The 13783-nt window shown below is 51.5% G+C and carries 13 protein-coding genes; all 13 read left to right on the top strand.

Going from position 1 to position 13783, the window contains the following annotated elements:
• The first annotated feature begins 12 nt into the window (after positions 1–12).
• The 13 genes from KF749_07180 to surE all read left to right on the top strand — a co-directional run bounded on the left by KF749_07180 (position 13) and on the right by surE (position 13769).
• A complete protein-coding gene (locus tag KF749_07180) occupies positions 13–1143 on the top strand; it encodes a sodium ion-translocating decarboxylase subunit beta (protein MBX2990935.1) in 1131 nt (376 codons plus the stop codon).
• A gap of 323 nt (positions 1144–1466) precedes the next feature.
• Positions 1467–1667, top strand: a complete 201-nt coding sequence (locus KF749_07175; protein MBX2990934.1) for a cold-shock protein — start codon at positions 1467–1469, stop codon at positions 1665–1667.
• Between the two features lie 235 nt (positions 1668–1902).
• The gene (locus KF749_07170) at positions 1903–3411 is read left to right on the top strand and encodes a DEAD/DEAH box helicase (protein ID MBX2990933.1); all 1509 of its coding nucleotides are present in this window, start codon (positions 1903–1905) and stop codon (positions 3409–3411) included.
• Positions 3412–3670: 259 nt separating this feature from the next.
• Positions 3671–4399, top strand: a complete 729-nt coding sequence (locus tag KF749_07165; protein ID MBX2990932.1) for an isoprenyl transferase — start codon at positions 3671–3673, stop codon at positions 4397–4399.
• A gap of 3 nt (positions 4400–4402) precedes the next feature.
• On the top strand, positions 4403–6784 hold the full coding sequence (bamA, locus tag KF749_07160; GenBank protein MBX2990931.1) for an outer membrane protein assembly factor BamA: 2382 nt from the start codon (positions 4403–4405) through the stop codon (positions 6782–6784).
• A gap of 54 nt (positions 6785–6838) precedes the next feature.
• Positions 6839–7366 carry an OmpH family outer membrane protein gene (locus tag KF749_07155; protein ID MBX2990930.1) on the top strand — a complete coding sequence of 176 codons (528 nt, stop codon included), beginning with the start codon at positions 6839–6841 and terminating at the stop codon, positions 7364–7366.
• A 27-nt stretch (positions 7367–7393) separates the two neighbouring features.
• The gene (locus KF749_07150) at positions 7394–7912 is read left to right on the top strand and encodes an OmpH family outer membrane protein (protein ID MBX2990929.1); all 519 of its coding nucleotides are present in this window, start codon (positions 7394–7396) and stop codon (positions 7910–7912) included.
• Positions 7913–7928: 16 nt separating this feature from the next.
• Positions 7929–8987: a UDP-3-O-(3-hydroxymyristoyl)glucosamine N-acyltransferase gene (gene lpxD / locus KF749_07145; GenBank protein ID MBX2990928.1), complete on the top strand. Its 1059-nt coding sequence runs from the start codon at positions 7929–7931 to the stop codon at positions 8985–8987.
• A gap of 45 nt (positions 8988–9032) precedes the next feature.
• A complete protein-coding gene (locus KF749_07140) occupies positions 9033–10496 on the top strand; it encodes a bifunctional UDP-3-O-[3-hydroxymyristoyl] N-acetylglucosamine deacetylase/3-hydroxyacyl-ACP dehydratase (GenBank protein ID MBX2990927.1) in 1464 nt (487 codons plus the stop codon).
• A 51-nt stretch (positions 10497–10547) separates the two neighbouring features.
• Complete coding sequence (gene lpxA / locus KF749_07135; GenBank protein MBX2990926.1) at positions 10548–11348, top strand: acyl-ACP--UDP-N-acetylglucosamine O-acyltransferase; 801 nt, start codon at positions 10548–10550, stop codon at positions 11346–11348.
• 33 nt (positions 11349–11381) lie between these two features.
• Positions 11382–12170 carry a lipoate--protein ligase family protein gene (locus KF749_07130; protein MBX2990925.1) on the top strand — a complete coding sequence of 263 codons (789 nt, stop codon included), beginning with the start codon at positions 11382–11384 and terminating at the stop codon, positions 12168–12170.
• Between the two features lie 46 nt (positions 12171–12216).
• Positions 12217–12987, top strand: a complete 771-nt coding sequence (panB, locus tag KF749_07125; protein MBX2990924.1) for a 3-methyl-2-oxobutanoate hydroxymethyltransferase — start codon at positions 12217–12219, stop codon at positions 12985–12987.
• Between the two features lie 8 nt (positions 12988–12995).
• A complete protein-coding gene (surE, locus tag KF749_07120) occupies positions 12996–13769 on the top strand; it encodes a 5'/3'-nucleotidase SurE (protein ID MBX2990923.1) in 774 nt (257 codons plus the stop codon).
• Positions 13770–13783 lie beyond the last annotated feature (14 nt).

The following is a 13783-nucleotide window of genomic DNA, read 5'->3' as shown; positions in this document are numbered from 1 at the left end:
CCCGGGACCTCGATGTTAGACCATCTGGAAAAATTCGTTCTCGGCATGGGCTTCTGGCAGTTGACAGGAGGCCAGATGGCGATGCTTGCCATTGCATCGCTACTCATTTATCTCGCGATTCGTCATGGCTTTGAACCATTATTGCTGCTGCCTATCGGCTTCGGCGCATTTCTTGCCAACTTGCCCGGAAGCGGACTCCTTGCCGCGCCGCACGGTGAGGAGATTGGCGGGTTGTACTATTATATCTCTAAAGGAATTGAGCTGGAGATTTTCCCCCCGCTGATTTTCCTCGGCATCGGAGCAATGACGGATTTTGGCCCTCTGCTCGCGAATCCCAAAACATTTCTGCTTGGGGCGGCGGCACAGTTTGGCGTGTTTACGGCGTTGTTCACTGCTGTTGCTCTCGGATTCAGTCTGAAAGAGGCGGCAGCAATTGGCATCATCGGCGGAGCGGACGGGCCGACGGCGATTTATCTCTCACTCAAGCTTGCCCCGCATTTGCTCGGGCCCATTGCGGTTTCTGCCTATTCCTACATGGCGCTTGTTCCGCTGATTCAGCCTCCTCTCATGCGATGGATCACGAATGAGAAGGAAAGACTTGTGGTGATGGAAACGCCCAAACCCGTCTCCAAGAAAATCAAAATCATCTTTCCGCTCGCCGTGACGGTTGTCGGGGTGTTCATTGTTCCGCCTGCAGCCCCGTTGCTTGCCATGTTGATGGGAGGAAATTTGTTGAAAGAGAGTGGCGTAGTCGAACGCCTCACAAACATGGCGCAGAATGAGTTGATTAACATTGTCACGTTCTTTCTTGGAACCTGCGTCGGTATGACCATGGCGGCTGATGTGTTTCTACGATGGGATACCTTGAAGATTCTCTCACTCGGCGTGGTCGCATTCAGTTTTTCCACGATCGGCGGACTGTTGGTTGGCAAGCTGATGTACAAAGTGACCGGAGGGAAAGTGAATCCGCTGATCGGGTCAGCCGGCGTTTCCGCCGTGCCGATGGCGGCCCGTGTCTCACATAATGTCGGGCAGGAGTATAATCCGCAGAACTATTTGCTGATGCACGCGATGGGACCGAACGTGGCGGGCGTTGTCGGGACAGCGATTGCAGCGGGAATTTTGCTGGCGATTCTGGGATAGACTTGGCGAAATCGACGCAGTACGCGTCTTTCTCGTATTGTTAATCACAATTCACAAAATAGTTGTTGCTATTGGCCCGCGTTTACGCTATCATGTGTGCGTCAAAAACAGTACATCGTTGTTGAGCTTTTACTGTTCGATTCCATCAGAACAGGTTTCGCTTTCAGAAACAAAGCAGCAATCGCAACCGTGACGTAACGACGGCTGCGATTTTCTGTTTTGCCTACGGGCATCCCTTCGGGAAAAGGCACACAAAGCTGGCTGTATCGTATCGTGTCCGCTGACAGCGGATTTGTTTCACACAACAGAAGGAACCTTTTCCAATGGAAAAAGGGACAGTAAAATGGTTCAACGGAGCAAAAGGCTTCGGTTTCATTCAGCGTGCCGGTGGTGAAGATGTGTTTGTTCACTACAAGGCAATTGCCGGCGACGGCTACAAGAACCTGAATGAAGGTGACCAGGTTGAGTTCGATGTCGAGAAAGGCCCGAAAGGCCTTCAGGCGTCAAACGTCAGCAAAATCTAACAGCAAGTCCACACTCGCTGAACAGAAGTCCCGGTCTGTTTAACCGCAGACCGGGATTTTCTTTTTGACCGCGCAGAAAAGCTCGCCACAAAGGCACCGGGACATCAAGGTTCTATTGTAAGGTCATCCATCCTTAACCAAGCTTCTCTTTTGCGCACTCCTTTTCCGCCTTCGGCGGATCAGCCTACAACTGAATGTCTTTGTGTCTACGTGGCAATTTTCAAGAAAGTACTACATGAAATCAGAATCATTGAAGTTGAGCAAAGAGATGGTTGCGTTGCTAAACCAACGCGGCATCACCGAGCCGACACCGATTCAAAAAGAAATCATCCCCGCTATTGTTGAAGGCAGGGATGTGATTGCACAATCCGAAACAGGTTCGGGCAAAACATTAAGTTTTGCAATTCCAATTATTGAACGGACTAACCGGCGCGATGGATTGCACACGCTCGTCGTGTGTCCGACGCGTGAGCTTGCTGTTCAGATAGCCCAGGAATTTGTGAAATTCTCGCACGGCAAACATCTCGGCATAACGCCCATCTACGGCGGAATGTCCATCAGAGAACAAGCCCGGAAACTCACCCGAACCAATATCATTGTCGGAACCCCGGGCCGCCTGATCGACTTGCTGAACAGAGGAATGCTGCAACTCGACAAGATTACCACGCTTGTTCTGGATGAAGCGGATAGAATGCTCGACATGGGCTTCATCAAGGATATCGAAACCATCATGCACAAGGTTTCGAAGGAGCGCCAGACGCTCATGTTCAGCGCAACTCTTGCGAAGGAAATTGTCACGCTGAGCAGGAAGTATCTCAAAGACCCGAAGCACGTACAGATGGCTTCCTCCGTGAAACCGGAATTTTTGCGTCAGACGTATTATCAAACGACTCCCGATCAGAAGCTTCATCTTCTCATTCACCTCCTCAAATTCGAGCGCGATCTTGCTCTTGTTTTCTGCAACCGGAAGCACATTACGGCAAAGATTGCAAAACAGCTTTCGCGTGAAGGCGTTCACGCACGATGTCTGAACGGCGATATGACCCAAGGCCAGCGTGAACGGGTGACAGCGGAATTCCGCCAGAAGAAATTCAATGTACTTGTTGCAACCGATGTGGCGGCGCGAGGGCTTCATATTGACGATATTACGCATGTCTACAATTACGAAATTCCTCGCGATGTTGAAACGTACACGCACCGCATCGGGCGGACGGCGCGTGCCGGTGAAAAGGGTGAGGCCATTTCGCTCGTTGCCACAGGCGAAGAACGCGGGTTCTTTCAGCGGGTACTGTTCACTTACAAGGGGAGTATTGTACTCAAAGGCGCCAACGATATCGGGTATGTGAAAGTAAAGATCGAGGATGTGCCGCAGCACGAAAAGGCTGAGCGCTCGTCAACGAGCAGGCATGCCTACGGCGTATCGAACGTCAAACAGCGGCGCGTACGGGCGTCGGAATTCACTTCTCAAAGAAATCACGCATCTCGATCTAAGAATCTTGAGGAGTCGGGCCTGACTGTCTCAGGACGAAAGGTTGAACGTCAGACTGACGAATCCCGGGATGACACATTCAGTCAGGCGAATGTGACCAACACGTCAAGGCAAATGTACCCGCAGCGCAAGTACAAGCGACCAAACTTCCAGTCGCAACAGCCTTCCAAAGAGAAAAAGCGCATTTGGGACAAACGCAGCTTCGGGGAAATGCTGCAACGGAAGAAAAAGAGCAAATTCCGCCCATCGGCGTAATGTGAATCGGACAAAGTGGCTGATCGAAGCGAGAGAATCTTGCATTCTTGCAACGGTTGTGCCATTTTCATTACCTTGACTTTCTTTCAGAATAAGGTTAGATTTTTGTGCCGATTTGCATAAATCGGCGATTCATTTTTATTCCAACGGGAGATTCCAACCTTTGTCTCAAGGACCTCAGCAGGCGACCGGCGAAGATTTGAAGTTGCAGGAAGCGCTGAAACGTTCTGGCGAAATTCCGGGGCACATAGCAATCATCATGGACGGAAATGGCCGATGGGCCAAGAAACGCGGTATGCCGCGCATCGCCGGACACAACGAAGGCGTCGAATCCGTCCGCGATACCGTTGAAGCCTGCGGCCAGTTGGGCGTGAAGTACCTTACTTTGTACGCCTTTTCAACCGAAAATTGGAAACGTCCGGAGGAAGAAGTATCGCTGCTGATGCGGCTCCTTTTACGGGCGCTGAAAGACGAAACGGACCGGCTTCATACGAACAACGTCCGCATCCAGGCAATCGGCGATATTGCGAAGCTCCCCGCGGAAGTCCAGAACGAGTTGATCGACGACATCGCAAAGACGAAAAACAATACGGGCCTCACGCTGATTCTCGCCTTGAGTTATAGCGGCCGGTGGGATATTACAGAGGCCGTAAAGCGAATTGTTGCCGATCTGAATTCGGGCAAGTTCGCCGAAGGGCAGATTTCCGAGGAACTGATCGGGTCGTATCTCTCTACTGGGAACGTTCCCGACCCCGATTTGTTGATAAGAACGAGCGGAGAATTTCGTATTAGTAATTTCCTGTTGTGGCAGCTTGCCTATTCCGAAATGTTCATCACCGCCAAACTGTGGCCGGGTTTTCGCCGCGAGGAACTCTACGAAGCAATCCGCAGCTACCAGAAGCGCGAGCGGCGCTTCGGCATGGTCAGTGAACAGTTGAACCGCGACGGCTACTTCAACAGACTTATCAAGAGTGTAACAGGACCGTAAAGCATGAAGCAGAGAGTGTTGGCGTTGGCGGCAGCGGGGATTGTCATGGTCATTTCTTCTACCCACCTTTTCGCACAACGTTTACCCCAAACCCAGGAAGTACTGAAGATTCTCGGCATTTCGGTGGAAGGCAATTCCCTCGCGGAGCCTTCAGCGATTATTGCCAATTCAGGTTTACGGGTAGGCGATGAGTTTACTCTTCCCGGCGATAAAATCGGGCAGTCCGTCAGAAAATTGTGGCAATTGAAAATATTTTCGGATGTTCAGATTGTTATCGACCGCAGGGTTGGAGAAGGAGTATTTCTTGCAATCCGCGTCACAGAGCTTCCCCGCTACGAGGAGACGGTTATATCCGGAAGCGACGAAATCAGCACCGACAAACTCGAAAAGAAAATGGCGCTTGTTCGCGGGCAAGTGATTGCTCCGCACGACCTCACAAGAATTCAGAAAGATATTCTGAAGATGTATGAGGAAGAAGGGCACATGCTTGCCGACGTGAAGGTCTCAACGCAACAACTGGATACCAGCAAAAACCGCGTCAACCTGTTGGTGGATATCGATGAAGGACCGTACGTCAAAGTCCGCAACATTTATTTTTCCGGAAACGAAGCATTCGATAGCGGAGACTTGAAGGGGGCAATGAAGGAAATCGCCGAGGCCCGTTGGTGGAAAATCTTCTCGTCACACAAATTCGACAGGAAGAAGTATGAGGACGATAAGAAACTTATTGTGAAGTTCTATCAGAAAAACGGCTACCGCGATGCGTCGGTGATTGGTGATTCGATTTGGTATAGTGAAGATAAGAAGAATATGAACATCCGCATTGATGTTCATGAAGGGGCGCAATACAAAATCCGGAACATCGCGTGGGAAGGTAACACAGTCTATTCTGACGAAATTCTCAACGAACAGCTCGGTATGAAGCCGGGCGATGTGTACAATCAGGAGAAATTCGAGCAGAATCTGCGCGGCAACGAATCACAAACAGACGTTGCCTCTCTGTATCTGAACAACGGCTATCTCGCCTTCAATCTCGAACCTGAAGAGACCCGCGTTGCCGAGGATAGTGTTGATATCCGCATTAAAGTGTACGAACGAAACAAATTCGTCATCGGGCGGGTCGATATCAAAGGCAACACAAAAACCCATGACAAGGTCATACGGCGTGAACTGTATTCACGCCCCGGCGACTTCTTCAATCGTGCCGCCATCATCCGCAGCATCCGACAGTTGTCGGTGCTGAATTACTTCAACCCGGAGAAGATCAATCCCGACACGTACATTCATCCGGAAGATAACATCGTTGATTTGACGTATTCCGTCGAAGAGAAATCGAGTGATAACATCAATGCCTCGATCGGGTACAGCGGAGCATTCGGCGTAACGGGCGCTCTCGGATTTACCATCAACAATTTTTCGATTGCCGAGCCGCTTTCGGGAGGCGCCGGGCAGATTTTGAATTTCGAATGGCAGTTCGGCACCGAGTCGCAATACAGAACATTCACCGTCGGGTTCACCGAGCCGTGGTTGTTTGACTCGCCCACCACGTTTGGCGTCAGCCTGTACAGCACAAAAATCAGGTACACGTATAACTCGGAGCGTACAGGCGGATCGTTGCGTATCGGGCGCCGTTTCCGCTGGCCGGATGATTACTTCCGCGGCGACTGGATTTTGACGGGACAGCGTGTTGCAGAAGACTATCCGCTCATTGACGTGGGCTTGAGCAAATACACGCAGGTGAGCATTACGCAAATCATTTCGCGGAACAGTATCGACAATCCCGTGTTCCCGACCTACGGTTCGAACTTCTCGCTCTCCATTCAAATGTCCGGCGGGCCGCTGCTTCCGGGCAACGTGGATTTCCACAAATGGATTTTGAACTCGGAGTGGTACGTGCCCCTGTTCAACAGCAGCCGGGTGGCGTTGTATCTGAGTTCCGAATTCGGCTATGTCGGTGAGTTCGGGCAGTCGGCCGGACTTCCGTTCAACGATCGATTCTACATGGGCGGCACAGGCCTCGGATACATTTCAACCACAGCGTTGCGCGGATATGAAGATCAGTCTATCGGGCCTCGCGACCAGTTGGGACGCATCTTCGGCGGCCGCGCCATGACGAGGCAGACTGCGGAACTTCGGCTCGCCCTCGCCATCAATCCGATTCCTATCTACATTCTCGGCTTTGTTGAGGGCGGCAATGTGTGGGAGAGATGGCAGAAGGCGGATTTTGCCAACCTGAAACGGTCGGCCGGTTTCGGAGCCCGATTGCAAATCAACCCTATCGGGTTGATCGGCTTCGACTACGGTTTCGGTTTTGATGACGTTTTGCCCTTGGATGGCCAGCCGGACGGTTGGAAATTCCACTTTGTATTCGGACGGGGATTCTAAGGGATTCACCATCGTATATAATCTCATCACATCCATAATCAGTCAGAGGTAATCGTGAACAAATTCTTTCTCTCATTATGTGTGTCGCTCGCGTTGGCTGCCGGTTCGTCCGCATTTGCGCAGCAGAAAATCGGCTTCGTGAACTCAACGAAGATTTTCCAGGAAATTCCGGAAGCGAAGGAAGCTCAGCGTAAACTTGAAGCGGCCGCGAAGCCGATTCAGGACGAAATCGAGAAGCGAGAAAAAGTCATTCAGGACAAGCTCGATGAATACAAGAAAAAAGAAGCCGTGATGAACGATGCCGCAAAGAGAACCGCTCAGCAGGAGATCTACGACATGGATCAACAACTCCGCGAGTACAAATTGGACAAGCTTGGCAACGACGGCGAATTGGCAAAACAGCAGGAAAAGATCCTCAATCCCGTCAAGGAGAAGATTCTCAAAGCGATTGAACGCGTTGCCAAGGATTTAAAATACTCGTTTGTGTTTGACCAGACGGACAACGTACGTGTATTGCTCTACGGCGAGCCTGCCTCGGACCTGACGTTCAAAGTAATCGACAGATTGAAGACGGGTAAGTAACTTTCCGAATTGAAGGGAGATGTGATGATGAAACACCTCGTTGCGGCGCTCGTCCTCCTGTATGCGGCAAGCGCAGGCTTCGCACAAATGAAGATCGGCCACATCAACTCCGAAGCAATCATGCAGAACCTGCCGGAAGCCGTCGATGCCCAGAGAACGTTGGATGCATTGGTGGCAAACTGGGAGGCCGAATTGCAGAAGATGCAGGCCGATTGGAAAAAGAAATACGACGAGTACGACAAGCGCAAGCTCATTCTCACGGAACAATCACGCGCAAAAGAAGAACGCGAGCTTCGTGAACTCGACCAGTCAATTTCCGACTACCGGAACAGAAAATTCGGACAGAACGGCGAATTGTTCCAGAAGCAGAATGATGTGATGAAGCCGATCCAGAACAAAATCTTCAAAGTTCTCGAGGATATTGCGAAGGATGACAACTTCGACTACATCTTCGACAAGAGCGGCGACATTCTGTTGCTGTACGCGACAAGCAAGTACGATCTGACCGAGACCGTGTTGCGGCGTATGCAATCCTTCGGCAAGTAACATTACAGTGACGAGAATGAAGCTCCGTGATATTGCAGTGATGGTGAACGCGGAGATTGACGGTAATGACGACATCGACATCCGGCGGGTAGCAAAAATTGAAGAAGCCGGTGAGGGAGACATTACCTTTCTGGCCAATCCCAAGTACCAGAAGTTCGTTGAAACAACGAAGGCATCGGCGGTTATTGTTGCACATGATCTGCAGGCAGGGGCGGGCACGAAGCCGGCCCTTGTGCGCGTCAAGGACCCGTACGTTTCGTTTCTCAAGGTTCTGCAACATTTCAGGCCGCCGCACGACGTGTTGCCTCCCGGTATTCATCCCGCTGCAGTTATTGCAAACAGTGCAACACTGGGCGCTGACGTTCGAATAGGGGCGCATGTTGTCCTTGGCGAGCGTGTTCATGTTGGCGATGGCGTCATACTCTCGCACAACGTTGTGATTGGCGACGATGCACGGATTGGAGACAATACGATTCTCTACCCGAATGTGACCGTGTATTACGGCTGTGTCATCGGTGCACGCGTGATCATTCATTCGGGCACGACAATCGGCAGCGATGGATTCGGATTTGCGCCGAAGCCCGACGGCACATACGAGAAAATTCCGCAACGTGGAATTGTTGTGATTGAGGATGATGTGGAGATCGGGGCAAACTGTGCTGTCGATCGGGCAACGCTCGGCGAAACACGTATCAAGAGCGGTGTCAAGCTTGATAACCTCATCCAGGTTGCACACAATGTCGTGATCGGGGAGAATACCGTAAGTGCTGCACAGGCAGGGATTTCCGGCAGCACGAAAGTCGGCAAGAACTGCATGCTCGGCGGACAGGTCGGCCTCACGGGACATCTCACGATTGCCGACGGTACGAAGATTGGCGCGCAATCCGGTGTTCACCGTTCAGTCGAAAAACCAAACACGACCATCTTCGGATATCCTGCATATCCGCAGCGAGAGGCATTCCGCATCCAGGGTGCCGCGACGCAACTTCCCGATCTGATTGTGACTGTACGCGAGTTACAGAAACGCGTTGCGCATCTTGAAGAGATCATCAAGCAACTTCAGCAAGAATCATAAGCGGCCGCGGCCTTTCATCCCAAGAATTTCTCTGTCGGAGACACTATGCTAGTTCAACAACGGACCATCAAACAACCGGTAACGATGAGCGGCGTCGGGCTGCACACCGGAAGCATCTGTTCGATGACGTTCAGACCCGCGCCCGAGAATTCCGGCATTCGCTTCAAGCGGATTGATTTGGGCGGCTCTCCCGAAGTGCCCGCTCTTGTTGATCACGTTGTTGATATTGCCCGCGGAACAACCATTGCCATCGGCGAAGCCCGGGTTCATACAGTCGAGCATGTTCTTGCGGCGCTGGTCGGGATGCAGGTTGACAATTGCCTGATTGAACTCGACGCCAACGAACCGCCGATCGGCGACGGCAGTGCAAAGCCGTATGTTGATCTTCTTCTGAAAGCAGGCTTTGAACGGCAGGATGCTCCGAAAGATTACCTCATTATTGATCAGCCGGTCGAATATCGCAACGAAGAAAAGGGTGTCGACATTGTCGCTCTGCCAACAGATGACTACCGAATCACCGTGATGGTCGACTATCACAATCCCGCCCTCGGCAGCCAGCACAGCGGGCTCTTCAATCTGGAAAAAGAATTCGTGACTGATTTTGCCCCGTGCCGTACGTTTTGTTTCTTGCATGAAGTAGAAATGCTGCACAGTCAGGGCCTCATCAAAGGCGGCAATCTCGACAACGCGATTGTTATTGTAGATCGTGAGTTGGGCGACGGCGAGATCAAGCGCATTTCTGAAAAGCTTGGAATAAAAGATTCCGTCATTCTCGGAACAAGCGGCGTATTGAACAACAGGCCTCTGCATTTCAAGAACGAACCTGCACGGCACAAGTTACTGGATATGATGGGCGATTTGGCGCTCATCGGCGTTCCGTTCAAAGCGCAGATTCTCGCGGCGCGCCCCGGACATGCGAGCAACATCGAGTTTGCAAAGATCATCCGCAAACTCTACCAGCAGAAGAAGCTGGTAAAGAAATTCCAGTACGAACGAAAAGAGGGCGTCGTCTTCGATATCAATGCCATCAAGAAAATCCTCCCTCATCGCTATCCGTTCCTGTTGATTGATAAGATCGTTGATTTTACAATCGATGAACGGATTGTCGGCGTCAAGAATGTGACAATCAACGAGCCGTTTTTTGAAGGTCATTTTCCCGGCCAACCGGTGATGCCCGGCGTGCTGATCATTGAAGCTATGGCGCAATGCGGCGGCATTCTTCTTCTGAACGGCGTCGAGAACCCGGGAGACAAACTCGTGTTCTTCATGGCGATCAACAATGCGAAGTTCAGAAAACCAGTCACGCCTGGTGATCAACTGGTGTTCGAGTTGACCATGACAAGCCGCAAGAGTCGTATTTGTCAAATGGCGGGAAGAGCCTACGTCGATGGCAACCTTGTTGCCGAGGCGGATATGATGGCATCAATTGTCGACCGGCAAGAAAAGAACAACTCCAGCAACGGAAGCAAGGAAGGCAGCACAATTCCCGCCGGACGCAACGTGAACTGATAGAAAACTTCCTTCATCTGCTCCAACTATTCTTGAACCATCCAGGAATGTATGGCAACACATATTGATCCGCGGTCGGATGTCAATCCAAAAGCGGAACTCGGACATGATGTGACAGTTGGCCCGTTTGCCGTTATTGAAGCGGGGGCTGTTATTGGTGAGGGAACTTCCATTGCGTCCAATGCGCTTATCGGACGAGGCGCCCGGATTGGCAAGGACTGCCGGATTCATCATGGCGCAATTGTCGGGCATGTTCCGCAAGACCTGAAGTACAAAGACGAACCCACAACGTGCGAGGTAGGCGACAGGAATGTCATTCGCGAGTATGCAACCCTGCATCGCGGTACCGTGGAAACGGGGAAGACGGTAATCGGGAGTGATAATTTGTTGATGGGATACGTCCATATTGCGCACGATTGCGTGCTTGGCAACAACATTATCATGTCGAATGCCGCAATGCTTGCCGGCCACGTTCACGTTGATGATTTTGCGATTATCGGAGGCATAACGCCGGTGCATCAGTTCGTGCGTATCGGCGCGCATGTGATGATTGGCGGGGGACTGCGTGTGCCGAAGGACGTTCCGCCGTTTGTCCGTGCCGCGGGCGAGCCGCTTGTGTTTGCAGGATTGAATTCCGTGGGACTCCGTCGCCGCGGATTTTCCCGTGAAGCGATTGAGGCCCTCGATAGAACATACTCCATCATCTACAACTCGGGGCTTAATGTGTCCCAAGCCGTGGCGAAAGTAAAGGAAGATGCGAGCCTGATGAAGGTTCCCGAAGTGCAGAAAGTTCTTGATTTCATAGCACAGAGCAAGCGCGGAATCATCACCCGTCATCGTGACCTGCATTAAACGGGGAAATTGTTTCTTGAGGATTGCCGAAGAATGAGTGCCGATTGGCGGTTTATAGACACGGGGGTGAACACCGGTTCTTACAACATGCAGTTCGATGAATTGCTTGCGCGTTCCCTTCTCTCCGGTACCGGCGTCCCGACGGTTCGACTCTTTCAATGGAAGCCGTGGGCCATTTCGCTTGGATTCAATCAGGATGTTGAGAAGATCGATCATGATCGGTGTACGGCCGACAACATCGATGTTGTTCGTCGCCCGACCGGCGGTCGAGCCGTGTTTCATGCTGAAGAATTGACCTACAGCGTTGCCATGTTCTCGGAAGGAAGAAGCGTCCTGGAAATCTACAATCATATCAGTCAAGCGCTGGTGCATGGCCTTCGTCTGTTCGGAGTTGATGCAACTCTCAGCCGTTCGCAGCCGGACTTCCGTGAACACTATAAGAATCCGTCTTCAATTCCCTGTTTCACTGCTTCTGCCCGTTACGAAATCGAATGGCATGGCAGAAAGCTCGTCGGCAGCGCTCAGCGTCGTTTCCGGCATCACGAAACAGGAGCCGAAGTCGTGTTGCAGCACGGTTCCATCCTGATTGGTCCTGCACACCGCGGTCTCATGAAATACCTTCTTCTGCCCGGTGAACCAGTGAGAGAATCACTTGCTCAGGAATTACGGGAGAAAACGGTCGAGCTTGCCGAAATCCGGAACGCCGAAATATCAGTAAACGAACTTGCAGAGTGCCTGCAACAAGGGTTTCAACGTGAGTGGAATGTGAAATTCGTCCAGCCGGACAACCTACTACAAGAATTCGAGTCCGCCTGTGCCTAAATCAACCCCGCAATCAAAACCGCGTGTCGTAACCACCAAGACGGTGATGGACATGAAGCGGACCGGAGAGAAGATCACGATGTTGACGGCGTACGATTTTCTTGTGGCACAATTGCTCGATCAGGTGGGAATAGAAATCATACTTGTCGGCGATTCGCTTTCGAATGTTGTTCAGGGGAACGTCACAACGCTGCCCGTTACGCTGGACGATATGATTTATCACGCGAACGCAGTCAAGCGTGCTGTCAAGAATGCGCTGATTGTTGTCGATATGCCGTTCATGACATATCAAAACAACAAGGAAGAAGCCGTTAGAAATGCCGGCCGCATCATGAAGGAGGTTGGCGTAGGGGCTGTGAAACTTGAAGGTGGCGAGTATATTGCAGAAACCGTACAGCATCTCGTCAAGATTGGCATTCCAGTGATGGGGCATCTCGGCTTGATGCCGCAGGCCATCAACAAGTACGGGACATATGAAGTGCGTGCAACGGAAAAGAACGAAGCCGATCAGTTGCTGCGCGATGCGAAAGTTCTGGCTGACGCCGGAGCCTTTGCGCTTGTTCTCGAAAAAATACCGGGCAAGCTCGCACGGAAAGTGACAGAATCGATTCCTATTCCTACAATCGGGATTGGCGCAGGGCGGCATTGTGACGGACAGGTTCTGGTGGTGTACGATATGCTCGGCCTGACGGAGGAATTCAAGCCGCGATTCGTGCGACGGTATGCCGAGCTGGCCGAGATGATGCGGGGCGCATTTCGCCAATACATACGCGACGTGAAATCGGATGATTTCCCGTCGAAAGAGGAAAGCTACTGATCTCTCCCATGAAGAAACTCAACATTCTTGTTTCCAACGATGATGGAATTCATGCTGAGGGGATTTTCGCCCTTGTTCACGGCCTCAAAGCAATTGCCGATGTTACGGTTGTAGCGCCCGCTTCGCAACAAAGCGCCGTGGGTCATGCCATCACAGTGAACTATCCGTTGCGTGTGTTTCCGTTTCACAAGAATAACGACTTCTTCGGACATGCTGTTGAAGGTACGCCAGCCGATTGTGTGAAATTGGGCGTGAAGTTTCTGCTCAAGCAAAGGCCGGACATGGTGATCTCCGGAATCAATCATGGTTCGAATACTGCCATCAACATTATCTACTCCGGAACCGTGTCCGCTGCAACAGAGGGAACGATCCTTGGTATCCCGTCCGTAGCTGTTTCACTCACATCCTATCAGAGTCAGGATTTTTCCTATGCCGCGAAGTTCGCGACACGTCTTGCTTTGCTCGTCGCTGAGCAGGGCCTTCCCCCAAAAACTCTTCTCAATGTCAATGTTCCGGCTGTTTCCGAGGAGGAAATCAAGGGAGTGAAGATCACCAGGCAGGGAATTTCCACCTGGGAGGATCGGTTTGATGTCCGTCGCGATCCCGCCAACCGCGAGTATTTCTGGTTGACAGGCAACATGAATGTGATTGATACCGACCCCGATTCCGATCAAATTGCCATTCGGGAAAATTACGTTTCCGTTACACCGGTGAAGTACGAGCTTACCGACCACATTCTGCTTGAGCGAATGAAGCAGTGGGGCGTGGAGGAGTTGAAGTAAATTCGTTATTCCGG

The organism is Bacteroidota bacterium (assembly GCA_019637975.1).
Lineage (GTDB): Bacteria > Bacteroidota > Ignavibacteria > UBA10030 > UBA6906 > CAADGV01.
This window is presented reverse-complemented; position numbering and strand designations above follow the sequence as displayed.

Excerpts from the sequence above, each read along its gene's own strand:
- KF749_07180 (MBX2990935.1), top strand. The coding sequence starts at position 13 with ATGTTAGACCATCTGGAAAAATTCGTTCTCGGCATGGGCTTCTGGCAG.
- bamA (MBX2990931.1), top strand. The coding sequence starts at position 4,403 with ATGAAGCAGAGAGTGTTGGCGTTGGCGGCAGCGGGGATTGTCATGGTC.
- panB (MBX2990924.1), top strand. The coding sequence starts at position 12,217 with ATGGACATGAAGCGGACCGGAGAGAAGATCACGATGTTGACGGCGTAC.
- KF749_07140 (MBX2990927.1), top strand. The coding sequence starts at position 9,033 with ATGCTAGTTCAACAACGGACCATCAAACAACCGGTAACGATGAGCGGC.
- lpxA (MBX2990926.1), top strand. The coding sequence starts at position 10,548 with ATGGCAACACATATTGATCCGCGGTCGGATGTCAATCCAAAAGCGGAA.
- KF749_07175 (MBX2990934.1), top strand. The coding sequence starts at position 1,467 with ATGGAAAAAGGGACAGTAAAATGGTTCAACGGAGCAAAAGGCTTCGGT.
- KF749_07170 (MBX2990933.1), top strand. The coding sequence starts at position 1,903 with ATGAAATCAGAATCATTGAAGTTGAGCAAAGAGATGGTTGCGTTGCTA.
- lpxD (MBX2990928.1), top strand. The coding sequence starts at position 7,929 with ATGAAGCTCCGTGATATTGCAGTGATGGTGAACGCGGAGATTGACGGT.
- surE (MBX2990923.1), top strand. The coding sequence starts at position 12,996 with ATGAAGAAACTCAACATTCTTGTTTCCAACGATGATGGAATTCATGCT.
- KF749_07165 (MBX2990932.1), top strand. The coding sequence starts at position 3,671 with ATGGACGGAAATGGCCGATGGGCCAAGAAACGCGGTATGCCGCGCATC.
- KF749_07130 (MBX2990925.1), top strand. The coding sequence starts at position 11,382 with ATGAGTGCCGATTGGCGGTTTATAGACACGGGGGTGAACACCGGTTCT.
- KF749_07150 (MBX2990929.1), top strand. The coding sequence starts at position 7,394 with ATGAAACACCTCGTTGCGGCGCTCGTCCTCCTGTATGCGGCAAGCGCA.